At 65.2% G+C, this 22,641-nt stretch carries 20 protein-coding genes; 15 read left to right on the top strand and 5 right to left on the bottom strand.

Annotation, left to right across the window (positions count from 1 at the left end):
- Positions 1 to 582 precede the first annotated feature (582 nt).
- The 3 genes from AC1D0O_RS22185 to AC1D0O_RS22175 form a co-directional block, all read right to left on the bottom strand.
- Positions 583 to 1,701 (bottom strand): transglutaminase-like domain-containing protein, encoded by a 1,119-nt coding sequence (locus tag AC1D0O_RS22185; protein ID WP_477655661.1) that lies wholly within the window; start codon positions 1,699 to 1,701, stop codon positions 583 to 585.
- A gap of 105 nt (positions 1,702 to 1,806) precedes the next feature.
- Entirely contained in the window at positions 1,807 to 2,352 is a 546-nt protein-coding gene (locus tag AC1D0O_RS22180) for a TlpA family protein disulfide reductase (RefSeq protein ID WP_477655660.1), read from the bottom strand.
- 14 nt (positions 2,353 to 2,366) lie between these two features.
- Positions 2,367 to 2,804, bottom strand: a complete 438-nt coding sequence (locus AC1D0O_RS22175; RefSeq protein WP_477655659.1) for a VOC family protein — start codon at positions 2,802 to 2,804, stop codon at positions 2,367 to 2,369.
- A gap of 322 nt (positions 2,805 to 3,126) precedes the next feature.
- On the opposite strand from AC1D0O_RS22175, the gene egtD reads away from it, so the two are divergent.
- Positions 3,127 to 4,155: an L-histidine N(alpha)-methyltransferase gene (gene egtD, locus AC1D0O_RS22170; RefSeq protein ID WP_477655658.1), complete on the top strand. Its 1,029-nt coding sequence runs from the start codon at positions 3,127 to 3,129 to the stop codon at positions 4,153 to 4,155.
- Between the two features lie 74 nt (positions 4,156 to 4,229).
- Here egtD and alaS read toward each other — a convergent pair whose 3' ends face one another.
- Positions 4,230 to 6,905, bottom strand: a complete 2,676-nt coding sequence (gene alaS, locus AC1D0O_RS22165; protein ID WP_477655657.1) for an alanine--tRNA ligase — start codon at positions 6,903 to 6,905, stop codon at positions 4,230 to 4,232.
- A gap of 378 nt (positions 6,906 to 7,283) precedes the next feature.
- On the opposite strand from alaS, the gene AC1D0O_RS22160 reads away from it, so the two are divergent.
- The 11 genes from AC1D0O_RS22160 to AC1D0O_RS22110 all read left to right on the top strand — a co-directional run bounded on the left by AC1D0O_RS22160 (position 7,284) and on the right by AC1D0O_RS22110 (position 17,468).
- On the top strand, positions 7,284 to 8,198 hold the full coding sequence (locus AC1D0O_RS22160; RefSeq protein WP_477655656.1) for a dihydrodipicolinate synthase family protein: 915 nt from the start codon (positions 7,284 to 7,286) through the stop codon (positions 8,196 to 8,198).
- A gap of 37 nt (positions 8,199 to 8,235) precedes the next feature.
- Positions 8,236 to 9,369 carry a branched-chain amino acid ABC transporter substrate-binding protein gene (locus AC1D0O_RS22155; RefSeq protein WP_477655655.1) on the top strand — a complete coding sequence of 378 codons (1,134 nt, stop codon included), beginning with the start codon at positions 8,236 to 8,238 and terminating at the stop codon, positions 9,367 to 9,369.
- Positions 9,370 to 9,438: 69 nt separating this feature from the next.
- A complete protein-coding gene (locus AC1D0O_RS22150; protein ID WP_477655654.1) occupies positions 9,439 to 10,563 on the top strand; it encodes an NAD(P)/FAD-dependent oxidoreductase in 1,125 nt (374 codons plus the stop codon).
- Positions 10,560 to 10,820, top strand: coding sequence for a 2Fe-2S iron-sulfur cluster-binding protein (locus AC1D0O_RS22145; protein ID WP_477655653.1), 261 nt, complete (start codon positions 10,560 to 10,562; stop codon positions 10,818 to 10,820). The genes AC1D0O_RS22150 and AC1D0O_RS22145 overlap by 4 nt, the downstream gene beginning before the upstream one ends.
- A 23-nt stretch (positions 10,821 to 10,843) precedes the next feature.
- Positions 10,844 to 12,106 (top strand): FAD-dependent oxidoreductase, encoded by a 1,263-nt coding sequence (locus AC1D0O_RS22140; RefSeq protein ID WP_477655717.1) that lies wholly within the window; start codon positions 10,844 to 10,846, stop codon positions 12,104 to 12,106.
- A gap of 18 nt (positions 12,107 to 12,124) precedes the next feature.
- A complete protein-coding gene (locus AC1D0O_RS22135) occupies positions 12,125 to 12,883 on the top strand; it encodes an ABC transporter ATP-binding protein (protein WP_477655652.1) in 759 nt (252 codons plus the stop codon).
- Positions 12,876 to 13,601 carry an ABC transporter ATP-binding protein gene (locus AC1D0O_RS22130; RefSeq protein ID WP_477655651.1) on the top strand — a complete coding sequence of 242 codons (726 nt, stop codon included), beginning with the start codon at positions 12,876 to 12,878 and terminating at the stop codon, positions 13,599 to 13,601. Before AC1D0O_RS22135 ends, AC1D0O_RS22130 begins: the two co-directional genes overlap by 8 nt.
- Before the next feature lie 59 nt (positions 13,602 to 13,660).
- Positions 13,661 to 14,863: an ABC transporter substrate-binding protein gene (locus AC1D0O_RS22125; RefSeq protein WP_477655650.1), complete on the top strand. Its 1,203-nt coding sequence runs from the start codon at positions 13,661 to 13,663 to the stop codon at positions 14,861 to 14,863.
- Positions 14,864 to 14,923: 60 nt separating this feature from the next.
- Positions 14,924 to 15,826, top strand: coding sequence for a branched-chain amino acid ABC transporter permease (locus tag AC1D0O_RS22120; RefSeq protein ID WP_477655649.1), 903 nt, complete (start codon positions 14,924 to 14,926; stop codon positions 15,824 to 15,826).
- A gap of 3 nt (positions 15,827 to 15,829) precedes the next feature.
- Positions 15,830 to 16,852: a branched-chain amino acid ABC transporter permease gene (locus AC1D0O_RS22115; protein ID WP_477655648.1), complete on the top strand. Its 1,023-nt coding sequence runs from the start codon at positions 15,830 to 15,832 to the stop codon at positions 16,850 to 16,852.
- Entirely contained in the window at positions 16,800 to 17,468 is a 669-nt protein-coding gene (locus tag AC1D0O_RS22110) for a GntR family transcriptional regulator (RefSeq protein WP_477655647.1), read from the top strand. Before AC1D0O_RS22115 ends, AC1D0O_RS22110 begins: the two co-directional genes overlap by 53 nt.
- Before the next feature lie 25 nt (positions 17,469 to 17,493).
- Here AC1D0O_RS22110 and AC1D0O_RS22105 read toward each other — a convergent pair whose 3' ends face one another.
- Positions 17,494 to 18,909, bottom strand: coding sequence for an aminotransferase-like domain-containing protein (locus AC1D0O_RS22105; RefSeq protein WP_477655646.1), 1,416 nt, complete (start codon positions 18,907 to 18,909; stop codon positions 17,494 to 17,496).
- 182 nt (positions 18,910 to 19,091) lie between these two features.
- On the opposite strand from AC1D0O_RS22105, the gene gabT reads away from it, so the two are divergent.
- From gabT to AC1D0O_RS22090, 3 genes are all read left to right on the top strand, one after another.
- Entirely contained in the window at positions 19,092 to 20,384 is a 1,293-nt protein-coding gene (gene gabT / locus AC1D0O_RS22100) for a 4-aminobutyrate--2-oxoglutarate transaminase (protein ID WP_477655645.1), read from the top strand.
- A 26-nt stretch (positions 20,385 to 20,410) separates the two neighbouring features.
- Positions 20,411 to 21,496 carry an ABC transporter ATP-binding protein gene (locus AC1D0O_RS22095; RefSeq protein ID WP_477655644.1) on the top strand — a complete coding sequence of 362 codons (1,086 nt, stop codon included), beginning with the start codon at positions 20,411 to 20,413 and terminating at the stop codon, positions 21,494 to 21,496.
- A gap of 111 nt (positions 21,497 to 21,607) precedes the next feature.
- On the top strand, positions 21,608 to 22,636 hold the full coding sequence (locus AC1D0O_RS22090) for an ABC transporter substrate-binding protein (protein ID WP_477655643.1): 1,029 nt from the start codon (positions 21,608 to 21,610) through the stop codon (positions 22,634 to 22,636).
- Positions 22,637 to 22,641: the final 5 nt, after the last annotated feature.

The raw sequence follows: 22,641 nt of genomic DNA, 5'->3' as shown, positions 1-22,641 counted from the left end.
GCATAGATACAAGGCAGCGAGCTCTTCGAGCCTAGATGAACCAGATGTGATCTCAAACGGTGCAGGGGCCCCTTCACGGAGTGCGATGTCAACGGCTGGATCGTTGCTCTCCCTGTTTTTGATGTAGAGCTCTGTCCAGGTGCGACTGTTAACGGGGTATAAGTTGCCCTCCGTATCTACATTTCGGCCGTGGCCGTATAGCAGATCAACAAGGACACGGAAATCTGGACGATCTCGATCGATTTCGACGGTGTGCATGTGGGCTCTAACGTAATGTATGCCGCAAAACCTGCGGTATAGCCTGGCGCTTGCAATCTAATCTGGACATTCAAAACTCCTGTAAGCCGCTTGCATGCCGGGCCTCACGTGTATGTACTGCAAATACATGCAGCTAAAAAATTTCGTGAAGCCCCGCAATTTTTAGCCCAGTCACACAGCTTTTTGCGTAGAGCAAGTTGACGACATGATCCAGACGATGAAAGCGCCCCGCAGCAAGCCGTCCTTAAAAATCGCCAGCTCCAATTGCTGTCCCACTGTTTCCTGCATCACCAGCCCTTTTTAAGCTGCACGCAACGAGGATGCTTAGGCCTTGACCTCTTTTGCAGTGATCTGGTACTTGAAATCATCAGGCGCGTAGGAATCAAAGCGCCCGGCGGCGTTCTCGCCAATCGGGTACATAAAGAAACCCAGCTTCTCGCCAGCCGACTTCGGCAGGGCCAGGTCATGCGCGGTGTTGTAGGCCATCCAGTTGCCTTCCCAGCCGCCGAACAGCGCCTTGTTGACGGGCGCGACCACCGGGTTGGTGGTGGTCTTGATCCAGTCGGCGGTTTCGAGGCGCATGACCTTGGCCACGTCGGCCGGGTCCATGGCCACCCAGCCGTGGCCCTTGAGGTAGACCTCGGAGCGGCAATGCTGCGCGCCCTTGAGGCTGGCTGGGTTGCCCGAGAGTTCCTTGTAGCCGAAGGCCGAAGGCACCAGGCGGATGCCGTAGACGTCGCGCGCCGGCAGGCCGACCGAGCGGCACAGGCCGACGAACAGCGCGTTCAGGTCGGCGCACTTGCCGCCCAGGTTGCCGGTTTCCAGCATGGTCTTGATGTCGCCTTCGCCGCAGCCACGCACCTTGGGTTCGCGGTAGGTGTTCGCGACGATCCAGTCATAGAGTTTTTGCGCTTTCTCGACGTCGGTCTTCGCGCCTTGCGTGGCCGCCACTGCGGTCTTGCGCACGATGCCGTCGGTCGGGATCAGGGTGGTCGGGCGGGTGAAGTAGCGCAGCGTGTCGGCGCTTTCGGCCGGCGCGGCTTTTTGCGACCAGTCGATGGCACGGCCCTGGGTCTGCACGCGGCTGGTCAGCTCCACAAAGGGCTTGGCTTCGCTGGCCGGGAATTCAACATAAAGCATCTTGGCACCATCGCGGCCGTCTTGCGTCAGCTGTGTGCTGCCGTTGCTTGAGAAGCTGTTGCCCAGCGAATGCTGGTAGTCGCTGTTGACCGAGGGAATCGGCAGCCAGACCTTGGTCATGCCTTGCGGCTTGACGATGTCCACGCGCGTGGTCACGTCAAACGTGCGCCAGGCGCCGCTTTGGGGCGCGAAGTGGCCGCGGCTGGGCGCGGGCGCCGTCTGGGCGAAGTTGAGGGAAGGCAGGGCGGCGGCCATGGCGGCGGCAGCGCCGTTTTTCAGAAAGGCTCGGCGTACGGTGGTCATTCAGGATCTCCGGGTGGGGTGAGGATGACGTGCACCGCGACAGGTAAAGATGCCCCGGGATGTCAGCTTGCGATTATCGCCTTTGCCTTGCCGGCGGCGATGAACTCAGGGTTTCAGCAGCCCGGCGATCAGTTTTTCGGCCGCAGGGCCGGTCCAGTCGACCTCGCCCTTCACACGAAAGCGCGGCTGGCCCGCGCTGTCCATCATCAGCGTCGTCGGGAACACCTTCACGCCCCATCGGCGGGCTGTCTCGCCCTTGAGGTCCAGCAGGACGGGCAAGGTCACGCCGGTGGTTTTGGCGAACTGCAGTGCGCGCGCGGCCGGCTCCTTGAAGTTAATGGCCAGCACCAACAGCTTGTCGGATCCGTAAAAGTCGGCGACCTGTTGCAGCGTGGGCATCTCGGCGCGGCAGGGTTCGCACCAGCTGGCCCAGAAATTCAGCAGCACGGCACGGCCGCGCAGGTCTGCGGGGTGCCATGTCTTGCCGGTGGTGTCGACCAGACCCAGGGCCGACACCGGGCCGCCCCAGGGGCTCACTTCATAGGCCGGACCAGTGAGGCCCTGCCCTCGGGCCTGGAACCAGGCGGTGCCGGCGCTTGCCGTGATCGCAGCCTGCAGGAATTGACGGCGGGAAGAAAGCGCCAGGGACATGAGCGGGAGCCCGTTTATTTGGCGAAGAGGTTTTCCAGCGTCGCGAAGGCCTTGAATTCCAGCGCATTGCCGGACGGATCCAGGAAAAACATGGTGGCCTGTTCGCCGGGTTCGCCCTTGAAGCGGATATGCGGCTCGATCACAAAATCGGTGCCGGCGGCCGTGAGCTTGGCGGCCAGCGCTTCCCATACCGGCATGGGCAGCACCGCGCCGAAGTGGCGTACGGGAACGTTGTGGCCGTCTACCGCGCTGGTCTGCTTGTGGCCGCATTCGTCCGGCGCGAGGTGGGCCACGATCTGGTGGCCGTAGAAATTGAAGTCCACCCATTCGTTGGAGCTACGGCCTTCGGGGCAACCCAGCACATCGCCGTAAAACCGGCGCGCCGCGGCGATGTCATGGACCGGAAAGGCGAGATGGAAGGGGATGGCGGCGGTGGCATGGGCTGTTGTCATGGAGGTTTCTCAGTGGACGTGAGGGGTAAAGATACCTCCACTGTAACCACCCACCGATCATGAAAAGTGAAGGCGCCGGGCATCTAACTTTTTTACCTTTTACCTTTTTACCTTTTTGTAAGAAATCGCAGCCTGCGGCGACCAAAAGGCGGGCGCCAGGGGCATCCCAGCCCCGGTGCCCACCGCAAACCCTATATAGGGCGGGAAATGGCAAGCGGCCTCTTGCCCCCAAAGCGATTCAGTCCTACAAACGTCCTTTCCAAACAGCTTTTAAATCTAACGTCATAACGACATAACCAACTAACCGTAGCCAAGGCGAATCTTGAACCTCCCACTCAACATCTCGGCCCTTTCGCTCCAGCTGCCTCCCGCCTCGCCGCAATTCATCGCCCTCTACCGTCCGGACAGCGACGCGCAGGCGGTGCACGCGACGACGCAGGAGCTGACGGACGGACTGCTGGCCGCGGCGGCCCATGTGTCGCCCAAATTTTTCTACAACGAACTGGGCTCCAGGCTCTTCGAGGCCATCACCGGCCTGGACGAGTACTACCCCACGCGGACCGAAGCCGGCATCTTCGAGGCGGCGCACGGGCATATCGCCGCGACGCTGGCGGAAGCAGGCATACGCAGGCCCTGCCTGATCGACCTGGGTGCGGGCAACTGCGCCAAGGCCGTCACGCTGATTCCCCACCTGCAGCCGCGCCAGTACGTGCCCGTCGACATTTCCGTCGACTTTCTGCGCGATGCCGCCGAGCAGGTGCAAAACAGCTTTCCGGCGCTGGACATCGTCGGCCTGGGCATGGACTTCTCGGCCGGGCTGGCGCTGCCCGATGAAGTCCAGGCGCATGAGCGGGTGTTTTTCTATCCGGGTTCCAGCCTGGGCAACTTCCATCCCGCGCAGGCCCTGCAATTCCTGCGGCACATCGCCGACCCGGCTCAGGGCAAAGCGCGAGGGCTGTTGCTGGGCATAGACCTGGTGAAAGACAGGGCGCGCCTGGAAGCCGCTTATGACGACGCACTGGGCGTGACCGGCGCCTTCAACAAAAACCTGCTGCTCAACATCAACGGCTTGCTGGGCGCGGACTTCGACGTGCGGCAGTGGCGCCATGTGGCGCTGTTCAACGCCGCCGAATCGCGTATCGAGATGCACCTGGAAGCCAGAAGCGACCTGACGGTGCACTGGCCCGGCCACGAGCGCCGCTTCAAGGCCGGCGAACGCATACACACCGAATGCTCCTACAAGTACACGGTGGACGGCATGACGGCGCTGCTGCGGCAGGCCGGTTTCCAGCACGTCGAATATTGGACCGACCCGAACCAGTGGTTCGCGGTGTTCTGGGCTGCGGTCTAGTCCTCAGTACACACAAAGAAAAGGCCGGCTTCCCTCGGGAAACCGGCCTTGATGTTTCTTAAAGTGGAAGGTGGTCAGGCGCGCTCAGCCACCCAGCCCTGCACCGACTTCAGCGCATCGCTCAGCTTGGACGCATCGGTGCCGCCGGCCATGGCCATGTCGGCCTTGCCGCCGCCCTTGCCGCCCACTTGCTGGGCCACAAAGTTGACCAGCTCACCGGCCTTCACTTTGCCGACGCTGTCGGCCGTCACGCCTGCGGCGATCTGCACCTTGTCGCCGTCGACCGCGGCCAGCACGATGACGGCTGTCTTGAGCTTGTCCTTGAGCTTGTCCATGGTGTCGCGCAGCGTCTTGGCATCGGCGCCTTCGAGCTTCGCGGCCAGCACCTTGAGGCCCTTGACGTCCACCGCCTGCGTGAGCAGCTCGTCGCCTTGCGACGATGCCAGCTTGCCCTTGAGCGCGGCGATTTCTTTCTCAAGCAGCTTGACCTGGTCCAGCACCTGGCCGATGCGGCCCTGCAGTTCCGAGGGGCTGGCCTTGAGCGAGCCGGCCGCGGCCTGCACCGTGGATTCGAGCGACTGCAGGTAGGCCAGCGCGTTCTCGCCGGTCACGGCTTCCACACGCCGCACACCCGCCGCCACGCCGCTTTCTGCCACGATCTTGAAGAGGCCAATATCACCGGTACGTTTGACGTGAACGCCACCGCAGAGCTCCTTGCTGGAGCCGATCGTCAGCACGCGCACGGTCTCACCGTACTTTTCGCCGAAGAGCATCATCGCGCCGGATTTCTGCGCATCTTCCATGGCCATCACGCTGGCGTCGGTCGCCACATTGGAGAGGATTTCGGCATTGACACGCGCTTCGATCTCGCGGATCTGCGCATCAGTGACCGGGGCGTTGTGCGCGAAGTCGAAGCGCGTGCGCTCGGCGTTCACGAGTGAACCCTTTTGCTGCACGTGCTCGCCCAGCACTTCGCGCAGCGCCTTGTGCATCAGGTGCGTGGCGCTGTGGTTGCGCACGGTAGCGGCGCGCACAGCGGTATTGACCTGCGCCGTCACCGCATCGCCGACCTTCAACGTGCCCTCTTCCTGCATGCCGTGGTGGCCGAACACATCGGCCCGGATCTTGAGCGTATCGTCCACCGCGAAGCCGGCGCCGGCCGCGGTGATGCGGCCCTGGTCGCCGACCTGGCCGCCGCTTTCGGCATAAAAAGGCGTGGTGTTCAGCACCACCACACCGCTTTGCCCGGCGTTAAGGGCCTGCACGGCCACGCCGTCGGCGTAGAGCGCCACCACCTTGGCGGGCTCTTCCAGCAGCTCGTAACCGGTGAAGGTGTTGCCGCCGCCGGTGTATTCCAGCGCGCGGTCCATCTTGAACTTACCGGCGGCGCGCGCCTGGTTCTTTTGCTTGTCCATCGCGGCCTTGAAGCCGGCCTCATCCACCTCGACGCCGCGCTCGCGGCAAACGTCGGCCGACAGGTCCAGCGGGAAGCCATAGGTGTCGTGCAGCTTGAAGGCCACGTCGCCCGGCAGCACCTTGGCGCCGCCGGCCAGCGCCGTGTCCAGGATGGTCATGCCGATTTCCAGCGTTTCAAAGAAGCGCTCTTCCTCGGCCTTGAGCACGGCGGTGATGCGGGCTTCGTCGGTCCTGAGCTTGGGGTAGGCGTCGCCCATCAGGCGGGCCAGGTCGGCCACCAGCTTGTGGAAGAACGGCGTCTTCTTGCCCAGCTTGTAGCCGTGGCGGATCGCGCGGCGGATGATGCGGCGCTGCACGTAGCCGCGACCCTCGTTGGACGGGTTGACGCCGTCGCTGACCAGGAAGGCGGTGGCACGGATGTGGTCGGCGATCACGAACAAGCTCTTGTTGCTAAGGTCATGCGATGTAACAGGCTCGCTATCAACAGGAACATTCAGCTCTCTCTTGGCTGGCCCCCAAACCTCGCGTGCCGCCGCCTTGATCAGCGCGTCGAAGATGTCGATTTCATAGTTGCTGTGCACGTGCTGCAGGATGGCGGCCAGGCGCTCCAGGCCCATGCCGGTGTCCACGCAGGGCGCGGGCAGTTTGGTGACACTGCCGTCGGCCGCCATGTCGAACTGCATGAACACGTTGTTCCAGATCTCGATGAAGCGGTCGCCGTCTTCACCGGGGCTGCCGGGCGGGCCGCCGGGGATGTGGTCGCCGTGGTCATAGAAGATTTCCGAACACGGGCCGCAAGGGCCGGTGTCGGCCATCATCCAGAAGTTGTCGGACTTGTAGCGGCCGCCCTTGTTGTCGCCGATGCGGATGACGCGCTCGGGCGGCAGGCCGATTTCCTTGGTCCAGATGTCGTAGGCCTCGTCGTCTTCCTCATACACAGTGGCCAGCAGGCGCTCGGGCGGCAGCTTGTAGACCACGGTCAGCAGTTCCCAGGCCCACGTGAGCGATTCGCGCTTGAAGTAGTCGCCGAAGCTCCAGTTGCCCAGCATCTCGAAGAAGGTGTGGTGGCGCGCGGTGTAGCCCACGTTTTCCAGGTCGTTGTGCTTGCCGCCGGCGCGCAGGCAGGCCTGGACGGACGCGGCGCGCACATAGGGGCGCTTGTCGGTGCCGAGGAACACATCCTTGAACTGCACCATGCCGGAGTTGGTGAACATCAGCGTCGGGTCGTTGCCCGGCACCAGTGAGCTGGAAGGCACCACGGTGTGGCCCTTGGACGCGAAGAAATCGAGGAAGGTCTTGCGGATGTCGGCGACGGTAAAGGTGGGCTGGCTCATCTTGGATTTTGTGGTCTGGCAAGGTGGCCGGCCGCCGGCGACCTCAGGTCGTACCCACTGCGTCGAACCCACCTAAGCGCTTGATTTACTTGAACATTCGATTATAGGCTTGGGCCCCCGCGCCGGCCCTGATGCCGGGCGAACCCTTGCGGGCGACAGATGCATCAAGGCGGTGCCATGGTGCACTGCCTTGGCGCCGGAGCGCAACGCGCGCCGCCGCACGGCACCAAAAGCTTCTTTCGCGCTCCTTTTCGCCCTCCTTTACCCCTAAAAAAGCTGGCACGCAAGCTGCTTAATACCCTATAAAGATAATTTAAATATCTTCTTAATATATTTACATCCAAGCAATCTCAACCCCGTCCTTTTAGGAGCACTCCCTTGAACAACCCCCGCTGGCAAGGCATTTTTCCCGCAGTCACCACCAAATTCCACGCCGACGAAAGCATTGACGCCGAGGGCACCGCCCGGCACATCGACTTCCAGATTCGCAACGGCATCCACGGCCTCGTGACCTGCGGTTCACTGGGCGAGGCCAGCACGCTGTCGCTGGAGGAAAAGCTCCAGGTCGCCAAGATCGCCCTGGACGCCAGCAAGGGCCGCGTGCCGGTGCTGGCCAATGTGTCCGAGACCAGCACCCGCGAGGCGCTGCGCTACATCGCCGGCGCCAACCAGCTCGGCGTGGACGGCTTCATGGTCATGCCCTCGGTGATCTACGTGGCCGACGCACGCGAAGCCATGCTCAACGTGCGCACCATGGCCGAAGCCGCGCGCAAACCGCTGATGATTTACAACAACCCGGTCGCCTACCGGGTCGACCTGAAGCCCGAGCACATGGCCGAGCTGGCCGACTGCGAATGGCTGGTCGCCATCAAGGAGAGCACCGACAACATCCGCCGCATCACCGACCTGCGCAACACGGTGGGCGACCGCTACCAGCTCTTCCTCGGCGTGGATGACCTGGCCTACGAAGGCCTGGCGCTGGGCTGCGACGGCCTGCTGGCCGGCGTGGGCTGCGCCTTCCCGCGCGAAACCGTGGCGCTCTACGACCTCATGAAGGCCGGCAAATTCGCCGAGGCACTCAAGCTCTACCAGTGGATGACGCCCATGCTGCACCTGGACGTCTCCACCAAGCTGGTGCAAAACCTCAAGCTCATCGACGCCCTGGTCGGCGTGGGCACCGAGCACATGCGCCGCCCTCGCCTGCCGCTGATAGGCGCCGAGCGCGAATTCGTCGAGTCCGTCGTCAAAAAAGCCCTGGCCACGCGGCCGGCGCAATACCAATCCGTCGCGTAATTTTTCCAACCCCGCAACCCGCATTGAGGAGACATCCATGACACATCGCAACAGCATCGTTTCTTTTGTCGGCATCGCCGCCATCGCACTGGCGTCAACGGCACAGGCCCAGGAACAGGTCGTGGCCATCGGCCACACCGGCCCGCTTTCGGGGCCGAACGCGTTCGCCGGCAAGGACAACGAAAACGGTGTTCGCCTGGCGGTCGAAGAACTCAATGCCAAAAAAATGGTGGTGGGCGGCAAGACACTCAAGTTCGAACTGCAGTCGGAGGACGACCAGTGCGACGCCAAGGCCGGCGTGAACGCAGCCCAAAAACTCGTCGACAGCAAAGTGAAGTACGTCATGGGCCCCTATTGCTCGGGCGTTGCGATTCCCGCATCACGGGTCTACAGCGAAGGCGGCGCCATGCTGTCGACCGTCGGCACCAACCCCAAGGTCACCCAGGGCGGCTACAAAAACCTGTTCCGGATCATTGCCAGCGACACACAGATCGGCTCCAGCATGGCGGTGTACGCCGCCAAGGTCCTGAAGGTCAGCAAGGTCGGCGTGATTGACGACCGCACGGCATTCGGTCAGGGCGTTGCGGAAGAGTTCGTCAAGGAAGCCAAAAAACAGGGCCTCACCGTGGTCGGGCAGGAGTTCACGACCGACAAGGCGGTGGATTTCCTCTCCATCCTGACCAACCTCAAGGCGCAGAAACCGGAAGCCATCTTCTTCGGCGGCTATGCACCGCAGGCCGCGCCCATGGTGCGCCAGATGAAACAGCTGGGCCTGCCCGCCAAGCTGCTGGGCGGCGACACGCTGTGCAGCCCCGAAATGGGCAAGCTCGGCGGCGACGCGGTCAACGACACGGTTTTTTGCGCGCAAGGCGGCTCCATGCTGGAAAAGGCCGCGGGCGGGCCGGCCTTCAAGGCCAAATACAAAAAGCGCTTCAACCTCGATACGGACGCCTACGGCGCTTCCTTCTATGACCAGACGATGCTGATCGGAGAGGCCATGCGCAAGGCCGACTCCATCGACGTGGCCAAGGTCGGCGCCGAAATCTACAAGGGCAGCTACAAGGGCGTTGCGGGTACCTACACCTATGACGACAAGGGCAACATGACCCAGGCGCCCATCACGGTGTTCACGTTCAGGAATGCCCAGCCCACGGCTCTGGCGAGTTACTGAACCGGCGCCATCGGGACACGGCCATCACGGACAACGCCATGAGCGACGCAGCGCATCGTGAGCACCACCGTGCCTGAAGCATCGAGCCGGCAGGCGGACGTCCTCGTGATCGGCGCCGGAATCGTCGGCGCGGCCTGCGCGCAAGCCCTGGCTGCCTCCGGCCTGAACGTGCGCATGCTCGATGCCCGCCGCCCGGGCGCCACGGCGGCCGGCATGGGCCACCTCGTGGTCATGGACGACAACCCCGCGGAGCTGGCCCTCAGCCAGCGCTCGCTGGCACTGTGGCGCGAACTGGCACCGCGGATGCCGCCCCAGTGCGCGTTCAGCCCGTGCGGAACGCTTTGGCTTGCGGCCGATGCGGCGGAAATGCAGGCCGCCGAAGAAAAGCACGCCCGCCTGGGCGCACTCGGCATTGATTGCCATCTGCTGGGCGCCAGGGCGCTGGCACAGGCCGAGCCCGCGCTCCGCCCGGGGCTCACCGGGGCCCTGAAAGTGACCGGCGACAGCATTGTGTACGCGCCGGCAGCGGCGAACTGGCTGGTTGAGCAAGGCGGCGAACGCATCCAGCTGGAACACGCCGAGGTCGTGCGCATTGAAGGCAACAGGGCGCAGCTTGCCGATGGCAGCCATCGCACCGCGCCCATGATCCTGCTGGCCAACGGCATCCACGCCACCGCGCTGTGCCCGGAGCTGCCGATCCGGCCCAAAAAAGGCCACCTGGTGATCACCGACCGTTACCCAGGCAAGGTACACCACCAGCTGGTGGAGCTCGGCTACGTCACCAGCGCGCACCACAGCGAAGGCCCGTCGGTCGCCTTCAACCTGCAGCCGCGCCCCACCGGACAGTTGCTGATCGGCTCGTCGCGGCAGTTCGGCACCACCGATCTCGCGGTGGAGACCGCCATGGTCTCGCGGATGCTGCAACGCGCGCTGGCCTACATTCCCGCGCTGGCCGGGCTGAATGCCATCCGCAACTGGACCGGACTGCGCGCAGCCACGCCCGACAGCCTGCCCCTGATCGGCCGCCATCCCTGGCGTGAAGGCCTGTGGCTGGCCGTCGGCCATGAAGGCCTGGGTGTCACCACGGCCACCGGCACCGCACAACTGCTGGCCGCGCAGATGGCCGGCGCCACGCCCGCCTTCGACCCCACGCCCTATGCCGCCCAGCGGTTTGCGGAGACCGCACACCCATGAAAACACCCGACACCGTGACGCTCCACGTCAACGGCCGGCCGCTGTCGGTCAAGACGGGTACCTCCGTGGCCGCGGCGCTGCGCATCGCCGACGCCGCGCGCATGGGCATGGCACGCCGCTCCGTGCACGGCGAAGCCCGCGCGCCCTTCTGCGGCATGGGTATCTGCCAGGAATGCCGCGTCGACATCGACGGCCTGCGCCGGTTGGCCTGCCAGACGCACTGCGAAGACGGCATGGTGGTGGAGGCTGCAACGTGAACGCCAAAAAATCGTCAACGGCCATGGAATACTGCGATGTATTGATCATCGGCGCAGGCCCCGCGGGCATGGCCGCGGCGCTGGCCGCCGCGCCCAGCGGCGCCCGCATCACGCTGCTGGACGACAACCCGGCGCCAGGCGGCCAGATCTGGCGCGACGGCCCAGGCGCCCACTTGCCGCCGCAGGCGCTGCGCATGCGTGAGGCGCTGGCGTGCTGCGCCAACGTGCGCCTGCTGTGCGGCACGCGCGTGGTCAGCCCGGCCGGCGCCGGCGCGCTGCTGCTGGAAGATGAAAAACAAGGCTGGGTGCAGCGCTACGGCAAGCTGATCCTGTGCACGGGCGCGCGCGAGCTGCTGCTGCCCTTCCCGGGCTGGACGCTGCCCGGCGTCACGGGGGCCGGCGGTTTGCAGGCGCTGATCAAGGCCGGCTTGCCGGTCGCCGGCGAACGCATCGTCATCGCCGGCAGCGGTCCCTTGCTGCTGGTGGCCGCCGCCACGGCGCGCCAGGCCGGCGCGCGCGTGCTGCGCATCGCCGAGCAGGCCGGCCTGGCATCGGTCGCGGGCTTTGCGGCCCAGTTGCTGCGCTGGCCCGGCAAGGCAACACAGGCCCTGGGCCTGGCCAGCACGCGCTACCGCACCGGCACCCGTGTTGTCTCGGCGCAGGGCGCGGGCCGCGTCGAGTCGGTGCGGCTTCACCATGCCGGGCGGGAGACGGACATCACCTGCGACCGCGTGGCCTGCGGCTTCGGCCTGGTGCCCAACACCGAGCTGGGCCAGCTGCTGGGCTGCGCGCTCACACCGAACCCCGGCGGCGCGCCGGCGCTGACGGTGGACGGCCTGCAGGCGACCAGTGTGGCCGGTGTCTACGCGGCCGGTGAATGCACCGGCGTGGGCGGCAGTGAGCGCGCGCTCGCTCAGGGCCGCATCGCCGGCCATGCGGCCGTCGAAAACATCGGTGCCGCGCTTCACCATGGTCGGCAACGCGCGCACTGGCAGGCCTTCGCCGACCAGCTGCAGCGCCACTTCGCCCTGGCCCCGGCACTCAAAACCCTGGCCGCTCCCGACACCCTGGTCTGCCGCTGCGAAGACGTGCCGCAGGCGGCGCTCGCGGCTTGCGGCGGCTGGACCGACGCCAAGCTGAACACGCGCTGCGGCATGGGCGCCTGCCAGGGCCGCGTCTGCGGCGCGGCGGCGCAATTCCTTTTTGGCTGGACGCCACCCGCGCCCAGGCCGCCGCTGTCGCCCGCGCGCATCGCCACGCTGGCAAGCACACCCACTCCCGACTGAAAGCACGCACCCACCACCATGCCACAGGACATCATTCTCGAAACCCAGGGGCTCAGCAAGGAGTTCCGCGGCTTTGTCGCCGTGCGGGGCGTCGCCCTGCGCGTCAGGCGCGGCAGCATCCACGCGCTGATAGGCCCCAACGGCGCCGGCAAGACCACGGTCTTCAACCTGCTGACCAAGTTCCATACACCGACCGAAGGGAAGATCCTCTTCAACGGCATCGACATCACGCACGAAAAGCCCGCGCAGACCGCGCGCCGCGGCATCGTGCGCTCCTTCCAGATTTCCGCCGTGTTCCCGCAGCTCACGGTGCTGGAGAACGTCAAGATCGCGCTGCAGCGCAAGCTCGGCGTGGAGTACCGCTTCTGGCAGTCGATCGCCGCGATGCAGCGGCTCGACGCGCCGGCCATGGCCCTGCTCGAGCAGGTCGGCCTGGCGCGCTTTGCCGCGCTTCTGGCCGGCGACCTGCCCTACGGCCGCAAGCGCACGCTGGAAATCGCCACCACGCTGGCGCTGGACCCGGAACTGCTGCTGCTCGACGAACCCACCCAGGGCATGGGCCACGAGGACGTGGACCGCATCAAGGCGCTGATCAAACAGGTGTCCGCGCAGCGCACGGTGCTGATGGTGGAACACAACATGAAGGTGGTGGCCGACATCAGCGACACCATCACCGTGCTGCAACGCGGCGAGGTGCTGGCCGAAGGGCCGTACGCGCAAGTCTCCACCAACCCCGCCGTGCGCGAGGCTTACATGGGAGTCGAAGAAGATGCCTGAACACACCCACCATGCGGGCGACGCCATGCTCACCATCCGCGACCTGCACGCCTGGTACGGCGAATCGCATGTGCTGCAGGGCATCAACCTCGACGTCAAGGCCGGTGAATGCATCACCCTGCTGGGCCGCAACGGCGCGGGCCGCACGTCCACCCTGCGCGCCATCCTCGGCCTGGTCGGCAAGCGCACCGGCTCCATCCGGGTGGCCGGCAAGGAAACCATCACCCTGCCGCCGCACCGCATCGCACGGCTGGGCCTGGGCTATTGCCCGGAAGAGCGCGGCATCTACGCCTCGCTGACCGCCGAGGAAAACCTCTTGCTGCTGCCCAAGGTCGGCGAAGGCGGCATGTCCCTCGAGCAGATCTACGCCATGTTCCCAAACCTTAAAGAGCGCGCCGGTAGCCCCGGCACGCGGCTGTCCGGGGGCGAGCAACAGATGCTCGCGATGGCGCGCATCCTGCGCACCGGCGCCCAGCTGTTGCTGCTCGACGAAATCACCGAGGGCCTGGCGCCGGTGATCGTGCAAAAGCTCGGCCAGGTGATACGCGAGCTCAAGGCGCGCGGTTTCACCATCGTGCTGGTGGAGCAGAACTTCCGCTTCGCCAGGCACCTGGCCGACCGCCACTACGTGATCGAGCACGGCCAGGTGGTCGAGGTCATGGAGCAGCGCGAGGTCGAAGCCCGGCAGGACCGGCTCAACGAGCTGCTCGGCATCTGAGTTCTTCAACGTCCCCTTTCTTTCTTTTCCTCACCCTTCCCCAACCCATGGAGTCCCTCATGCCATTCCGCAAACTCTCCGTCTGCCTGGCGGCCTGCGCCGCCCTCTCGTCCTTCTCTGTTCACGCCCAGGTCAGCGACGACGTCGTGAAGATCGGCGTGCTCAACGACCTCTCCGGCATCTACTCCGACCTGTCCGGCCAGGGCTCGGTCACGGCGGCGCGCATGGCCATTGAAGAAATGGGCGGCAAGGTGCTGGGCAAACCCATCGAGCTGGTCTTCGCCGACCACCAGAACAAGCCCGACGTAGCGGCCAACCTGGCGCGCGGCTGGTTCGACCAGGGCAAGGTCGACATGGTGACCGACTTCCCCACCACCTCCACCGCGCTGGCCGTGATGGAAATCGCGCGGCAGAAGAACCGCATCGTCATGCCTTCCTCGGGCCTGGCCACCGCCATCCTCGGCGAAAAATGCACGCCGCTGACGGCGCAATGGACCACCAACACCTACGCGCTGGCCGCCGGCACCGCGCGCGCGCTGGTCAAGGAAGGCAAGAAGACCTGGTACTTCATCACCGCCGACTACACCTTCGGCCATTCGCTGGAAAAAGACGCGACCGAGGTCATCAAGGCCGACGGCGGCAACGTGGTCGGCAGCTCGCGCCACCCCTTCCCGGGCAACGACTTCTCGTCCTTCCTGCTCAAGGCGCAGGCCTCCAAGGCCGACGTCATCGCGCTGGCCAACGCCGGCAACGACACCGTCAACGCCATCAAGCAGGCCAATGAATACGGCATCACGCGCAAGCAGGTGGTCGCGCCGCTGCTCACCTACATCTCCGACGTCCACAGCATAGGCCTGGACAAAGCGCAGGGCATGTACCTGAGCGAAGCCTTTTACTGGGACTTCGACGAGCGCTCGCGCGCCTGGTCGAGGAAGTTCTTTGAAAAACAAAAGCGCATGCCCACCGCCGCCCAGGCCGGCGTCTACTCGGCCACGCTGAGCTACCTCAAGGCCATCCAGGCCGCCGGCACCGATGAGGCCAAGGCCGTCATGACGCAATTGCGCAAGATGACCATAGACGACGCCGTGATCCGCAAGGGCAAGCTGCGCGAGGACGGCGCGCTGGTGCACGACATGCTGCTGCTGCAGGTGAAGACGCCGGCCGAATCGAAGGCGCCCTGGGACTACTACAAGGTCAAGTCCGTGCTCAAGGGCGCTGACGTCTTCCCGCCCATCAACCCCGCCTGCCAGGCCGCCAAGTAATGACACCCCGCGCGGCGGTGTGCCATGGGCAGCCGCCGCGCCCTCCACGAAACACACATCATGTTTGACATCCCGATGCAGTCCCTGCTGGCCCAGTTGCTGGTGGGCCTGATCAACGGCTGCTTCTACGCCATGCTGAGCATGGGGCTGGCGATTATTTTCGGCCTGCTCAACATCATCAACTTCGCGCACGGCGCGCAGTTCATGGTGGCCGCCTTCCTGGCCTGGATAGGCTTTTCGCAGCTGCCGCTGCTGCTGGGGCCCGAATTCAAGGTCAACTTCTGGGCCGCGCTGGTGCTGGCGCCGCTGATCGTCGGCGGCCTGGGCGTGCTGCTCGAGAAAACGCTGCTCAAGCGGCTCTACCACCTGGACCACCTCTACGGCCTGCTGCTGACCTTCGGCGTCGCGCTGGTGCTCGAAGGCGCGTTCCGCCACTTCTACGGCATCTCGGGCGCCAGCTACGACCCGCCCGCGCTGCTGCAGGGCGGCGTCGACCTGGGCTTCATGTATTTGCCGCTGTACCGCGGCTTCGTGGTGGTGGCCTCGATATTGATCTGCGGCTTCACCTGGTTCCTGTTCGAGAAGACCCGGCTGGGCGCCCTGCTGCGCGCCGGCACCGAGAACCCCAAGCTGCTGCAGGCCTTCGGCGTCAACATCCCGCTGATGGTCACCCTGACCTACGGCTTCGGCGTGGGCCTGGCCGGCATCGCCGGCGTGCTGGCCACGCCCATCATGCAGGTCAACCCGCTGATGGGCGCCAACCTGCTCAACATCGTGTTCGCCGTGGTGGTGATAGGCGGCCTGGGCTCCATCCTGGGCGCCGTCGTGAGCGGGCTGGCCCTGGGCCTGCTCGAAGGCCTCACCAAGGTCTTCTACCCCGAGGCCTCCACCGTGGTGGTGTTCGTGATCATGGCGCTGGTGCTGCTGACGCGGCCCGCCGGCCTTTTCGGCAAGGAGCACTAGGCCATGAAATCCCTGCTCGCCAACATCCCCACGCCCGTCCGCATCCTGCTGGCACTGCTGCTGCCCGCGCTGCTGGTGCCGGCCTTTCCCGAGCTCGCCTACCCGGTCTTCATCATGAAGGTGATGTGCTACGCGCTGTTCGCGCTGGCCTTCAACCTGCTGATCGGCTTCACCGGGCTGGTGTCTTTCGGCCATGCGGCTTTCTTCGGCTGGGCCGGCTACACCACCGGCATCCTGATGATCCGCTTCGGCGCCGCCGGGTTTCCCGTCGAGCTCGCCATCCTGGCGGGCGTGGCCGTGGCCACCGCCATCGGCTGGCTGATCGGCACACTGGCGATACGCCGCACCGGCATCTACTTCGCGATGATCACCCTGGCCCTCTCGCAGGTCGCCTACTTCCTGGCGGTGCAGATCCCCTGGACCGGCGGCGAGGACGGCATGCAGGGCATCCCGCGCGGCAAGCTGCTCGGCCTGGTCGACCTCTCGGTCGACAACCACATGTACTACTTCACGCTGGCGGTGTTCACGGCGGCCTTCCTGGCCATACACCGCATCGTGCATTCGCCCTTCGGCCAGGCCCTCAAGGCGCTGCGCGACAACGCGCCGCGCGCCGTCTCGCTGGGCTACGACACCGACCGCTGCAAGCTCTACGCCTTCATGCTGTCGGCCGCGCTGGCCGGGCTGGCCGGCTCGCTCCGGGCGCTGGTGCTGCAGCTGTCCACGCTCAACGACGTGACGCTGGGCACCTCGACCGAGGTGCTGCTGATGACCCTGCTCGGTGGGCTAGGCACCAGCTGGGGGCCCGTGGTAGGCTCAGCGCTGGTGGTCAGCCTGCAGAACCACCTCGCCGCCCTGGGCGGCGTGGTGACCATCCTCATCGGCCTGACCTTCATTGTCTGCGTATCGTTCTTCCGGCGTGGCCTGGTGGGCGAATGGCAGGCCCTGCTGCAACGCCGAGACACCCGACAACAACATGCCCCTGCCCACGACCGCACCCCCACCGCCGGCCAAACGCCGGGCCGCTGACGTCGCCTACGACGCCATCGAGGCGATGATCGCCACCCTGCAGCTGCAGCCCGGCGCGCCCGTGGTCGAGGCCGACCTGGCCCAGCGCACCCAGCTGGGCCGCACTCCCGTGCGCGAGGCGCTGCTGCGCATGGTCTCCATCGGCCTGATCGTGCAGCAGCCCCGGCGCGGCCTGCTGGTCTCCAACATCGACCTGGCCGACCACCTGGACGTGATCCTCACGCGGCGCGTGCTCGAGGGCGTGATCGCCGCGTGCTCGGCGCGGCGCGCCACGGCGGCCCAGCGCAAGGCCATCGTCGGCTGCGCGGCCAAGATGATCAAGGCCGCTGAGCGCGCCAACCTGGAGGCCTACATGGCGGCCGACCACGAACTGGACCTCGTCAACCACGAGGCCTGCCGCAACAGCCCGGCCGTCAAGAGCGTGGTGCCGCTGATCGTGCAGTGCCGGCGCTTCTGGTATGCCTACCAGCACGAGGGCGAGATCACCGAAGGCGCGCGCTTTCACATGGAGCTGGCCCAGGGCATCGCCACCGGCGACGAGGCCGCCGCCGTGCTCGGCGCCAACAAGCTCATGGACTACCTCGAGGGCTTCGCCAGGCGCGTCATCGAGATCTGATGCCGCGGGCCTGCGGGCCGTGCCCTTACTGGGCTGCCTGCTGGCCCAGCTCGATCCGCTGGGCCAGAAAGCGCCATATGCGCTCGTCGTCGCAGAACGCCACGTTAAAGCGCAGCCAGCCCGTGGGATGCGGTTCCATCAGGAACAGCTGTCCCGGGCCGAGCATGATGCCTTCCGGCGTCGCCTCTTTGGACAGGACGGCGCCATCCGGGAGGTCCGGATGCCGGGCCCACAGGTACATGCCGGCCCCCGGCTCATGGAAAAGCTCAAACCCCAGGCCGGTCAGGTTTTTTTCGGTCTTGCGATGCGCCGCGGCCAGCCTTTCCCGAAGCGACTTGAGGTGCTTGCGCCAGCGGCCGTCGGTGACCACCCCGAAGGTCAGCCGCTCGGCGATGTCCGAAGACGTGAGCCCTGAAATCATCTTGAGCTGGGCCAGGTCCTCGATCAGCTCGCCCCTGGCCAGCAGGTAGCCCACGCGCAGGTTGGGGGAAATGGTTTTGGAAAAGCTGCCGATGTAGACCACGCGCCGCAGCTGGTCCAGGCTGGCCAGCGTGGAGCGCGAGGTCGGGTCCATGTCGGCGTAAATGTCGTTCTCCACCAGCGTGAAGTCATGCGCCTCGGCCAGTTGCAGCAAGCGGTGCAGGTGGGCCGCCGAGGCGGTCGAGCAGGTCGGGCTTTGCAAACGGGGCTGCGTGAAAAAGGCCTTGGGCTTGTGCTCGGCCAGCAAGGCCTCCAGTGCGGCGAGGTCGTAGCCCGTGGGGGTGCGCGGCACACCCACCAGGTTGGCCCCCAGGAAGCGCAGCATGAACATCAGGTTGGGATAGCCGGGGTTGTCCACCAGCACCGTGTCGCCGGGCTTGAGGAGTTGCCGGGCGACCAGGTCCAGCGCCTGGCTGGACCCCTGCGTCAGCAGCACCTGGTCCGCCTCGACCGGTATCTGGTTTTCAGCCAGGCCCTCCGCGATGACCATGCGCAGCGCCATATGCCCGTGGGGCAGGCCGTAGCCTTCCAGGGACGAGCCGTCCGCCGACAGGTGCCGCATGCTGCGGCGAAGCGCGTCCCCGAACAGGAAATCGTGCGGCAACCAGCCGCAACCGGGTTTCATCGGCAGGTTGCGGTTTTCAAAGATCTGCTTGAGGTACCAGCGCGCGTCGAATTTCGGCTGCTGCGGCTGTGCATACGGCGCGCCCGATGCACCTTCGTCGCCCCTGCGCTTGACGAAAAACCCGGCATTGGCCCGGGAAACCAGCCATCCCTGGGCCACCAGGCGGTCATAGGCCTCCACCACCGTGAAGACGCTGACGCCGTGCATGGCGGCAAAACCGCGGATAGAGGGCAGCTTGACGCCCGGTTTCAGCGCCTGCCCGGCAATCATGCCCCGCAGGCCGTCGACGATCTGGCTCACCAGGGGGGTCTGCAGTTCCGGGCGGAGTGTGAGCATCAAAAAACCAAAAAAGGCAGATTGTGCATTGCAATCCTCGTGCACCGGGTTGGGGAATCCATGTACAGGATTCTAGACCCGCACAGTGCGCTGAAAACAGCGCAAAGGTGTACATGGACGGGCTTCACGCGCACTTCTACAGTCCACCCGTCCCTGTCCAGAAACCCGAAACCACCTTCACCATGCAGCCAAACCAGACTACCAGCAACGCCGCCCTGATGGCGCGCCGCCAAGCCGCCGTGACGCGCGGCGTGGGCCAGGCCCACGAAATTTTTGTCAGCCGGGCGAAAAGCGCCGAACTGTGGGACGTCGAAGGCCGCCGCTACATCGACTTCGCCGGCGGCATCGCCGTCCTCAACACCGGCCACCTGCACACCGAAGTCATTGCCGCGGTCAAGGCCCAGCTCGAGCTCTACACACACACCTGCTTCCAGGTGGTCGCCTATGAGCCCTATGTCGAACTGGCGGAAAAGCTCAATGCGCTGGCGCCCGGCAACTTCGCCAAAAAAACCCTGCTGCTGAGCACCGGCGCCGAGGCCGTCGAGAACGCCGTCAAGGTGGCGCGGTCCTACACCAAGCGCCCGGGCATCATCGCCTTCACCGGCGGCTACCACGGCCGCACCAACATGACCTTGGGCATGACCGGCAAGGTGGCGCCCTACAAACTGGGCTTCGGCCCCTTCCCCGGCGAGGTGTTCCATGCCGAATACCCCAACGCGCTGCACGGGGTCAGCATCGACCAGGCCTTGCATTCGGTCGAGCAGATCCTCAAAAACGATGTCGAACCCGAGCGCGTGGCGGCCTTCATCATTGAACCGGTGCAAGGCGAGGGGGGTTTCTATATCGCCCCGCCCGAGTTCATCAGCCGCCTGAAGGCGCTGGCCGATCGGCACGGCATCCTGCTGATCGCCGACGAGGTCCAGACCGGCGCGGGGCGCACAGGCACCTGGTATGCGAGCGAACAGTGGCCCGTGGCGCCCGACCTGATCGCCATCGCCAAATCCATGGCGGGTGGTTTTCCGATATCAGGCCTGGTCGGCCGCGCCGAGGTCATGGACGCACCCGGCCCCGGCGGGCTGGGCGGCACCTACGCGGGCAGCCCCATCGGCTGCGCGGCGGCGCTGGCCGTGCTCAAGGTCTTCAAGGACGAAAAACTCCTGGAGCGCAGCAAGACCCTGGGCAACTACCTCGTCAAGGGCCTGCGCGCCATCGCCGAGAAAGAAGCGGCCATAGGCGATGTCCGCGGCCTGGGCGCCATGGTGGCCATGGAGCTCTTCGAAAACGCGGACCCCGCCCGTCCCGACGCCACACTGACCAAACGCGTGGTCAGCGAAGCCGCCCGGCGTGGATTGATATTGCTCTCATGCGGCACCTACGGTAATGTGATCAGGATTCTGGTTCCCCTCACGGCGTCCGACGCCTTGCTGGACGAAGGCCTGCAAATCCTGGCCGACAGCTTCGCCGCCGTACGCTGATCTTCGTGAACAGCTCAGGAAAACCGATGACCGATAACGATGTCCTTGTGCGCTTTTCGGGCGTGCAGAAAACCTATGACGGCGAACAGCTTGTCGTGCAGCAGCTCGACCTTGACATTCATCGCGGGGAATTCCTGAGCCTGCTGGGCCCTTCCGGCTCCGGAAAAACCACCACGCTGATGATGCTGGCCGGCTTCGAGTCGCCTACCGCCGGGGAAATCTTTCTCAATGGCTCGCAGATCACCGGCACGCCGCCGCACAAGCGCAACTTCGGCATGGTGTTCCAGAACTACGCCCTCTTCCCGCACCTCACCGTGGGCCAGAACGTGGCCTATCCGCTCACGGTGCGCAAGGTGCCGAAAGCCGACCAGGCCAGCCGCGTGCTGCGCGCGCTCGACATGGTCCGCCTCTCGGGCATGTCCGATCGCCTGCCCGGGCAGCTGTCGGGCGGCCAGCAGCAGCGCGTCGCGCTGGCGCGGGCGCTGGTGTTCGAGCCCCAACTGGTGCTCATGGACGAACCGCTGGGCGCGCTCGACAAGCAGCTGCGCGAGCACATGCAGATTGAACTGAAGGAGCTGCACAAGCAGCTTGGCGTCACCTTCGTCTATGTCACGCACGACCAGGGCGAGGCCCTGACCATGAGCGACCGCGTGGCGGTCTTCAACGATGGCGCGATCCAGCAACTGGCCCCCGTGGAGGCGCTGTATGAGACGCCCTCCAACCGCTTTGTCGCCGGTTTCGTCGGCGACAGCACCGTGCTCAAGGGCAAAGAACGCGCCGCGGGCATTGAATTGCCGGACGGTCGTATCCTGGGCGGCATCCATGTCAACCAGGCGGCTGTCGGCGCGCAGGTCGAGGCCTATATCCGGCCGGAGCGCATTGTGTTGCATGGCCAGGCACCGGCTTCAACCGCCAATGTGCTGCCCGCGCGCGTGGCGCGCATCATCTATTTCGGCGACCACCTGCGGCTGCTGTGCGATGTCGGCGCCGGCCAGGCGGAAGCCACGGTCAAGCTGCCCCTCACCCTGCTGGACGGCCTGCCGCCGCCGCAACCGGGCGACGCGGTACACCTCGAATTTCCGCCCGCATTGACGCGGATCTACGCGGTGTAAGCCCGTTCCCCATTCCCCCATTCCCCATTGCCCTTCCCCCATTTTCAAGCGTCCCTTCAGCCTTCACCGCCTTCACCTTTTGCCTTTATCAACCACCGAGGAAATAGCACCATGAAGAAAAACATCATCGCCCTTGCCATGGCTTCGTGCCTGGCCCTGCCTGCGCTTGCACAGCAGCAGATCACCGTCGTCAACTTCGGCGGTGCCAATGCCAATGCGCAGAAAAAAGCCTACTACGAGCCCTACGAAAAAGCCGGCACCAAAGTCGTCGCGGTGGAATACAACGGCGAGCAGGCCAAAATCAAGGCCATGGTCGAAACGAAGAAGGTGACCTGGGATGTTGTCGAAGTTGAAGCACCCGATGTGCAGCGCGGTTGCGACGAAGGTTTGTTTGAAAAAATCGACTTCAGCAAAATCGGCGCCAAGGCGGACTTCCTGCCCGCAGCGGTCAAGGAATGCGGCGTGGGCGTTTTTGTCTGGTCCACCGTGATGGCCTGGAACGCCGACAAGGTCAAGACCGCCCCCACCAGCTGGGCCGACTTCTGGGACGTCAAGAAGATCCCCGGCAAACGCGGCATGCGCAAAGGCGCCCGCTACAACCTCGAATTCGCGCTGATGGCCGACGGGGTCAAGCCCGCCGACGTCTACAAGGTCCTGGGCACCAAGGACGGCGCCGACCGCGCATTCCGCAAGCTGACGGAACTCAAGCCCAGCATCCAGTGGTGGGAGGCCGGCGCCCAGCCCGCCCAGTTCCTCGTGGCCGGCGACGTCGCCCTCAGCACGGTCTACAACGGCCGCATTGACGCCGCCAACCGCGAAGGCCGCAACCTGAAGATCTACTGGCCCGGCGGTATCTACGACCTGGACTACTGGGTCATCCCCAAAGGCGCGCCCAACAAGGATGCGTCCATGAAGTTCATCGCCTTCGCCAGCCAGCCCGCCACCCAGGCCGTGTACGCGCAGAACATCGCCTACGGCCCGGTCAACAACCAGGCTTTGGCCAAGCTCGACAAGAAGGTGCTGGATGACCTGCCGACGTCGCCGGCCAATGCGAAAGAGGCCATCCAGATGAACGTCGGCTTCTGGGCCGACCAGGGCGAGGCGCTTGAAAAACGCTTCGCCGCCTGGGCCACGCAATAAAGCCG

It is taken from the genome of Polaromonas sp. P1_F2 (assembly GCF_056405735.1).
This window is presented reverse-complemented; position numbering and strand designations above follow the sequence as displayed.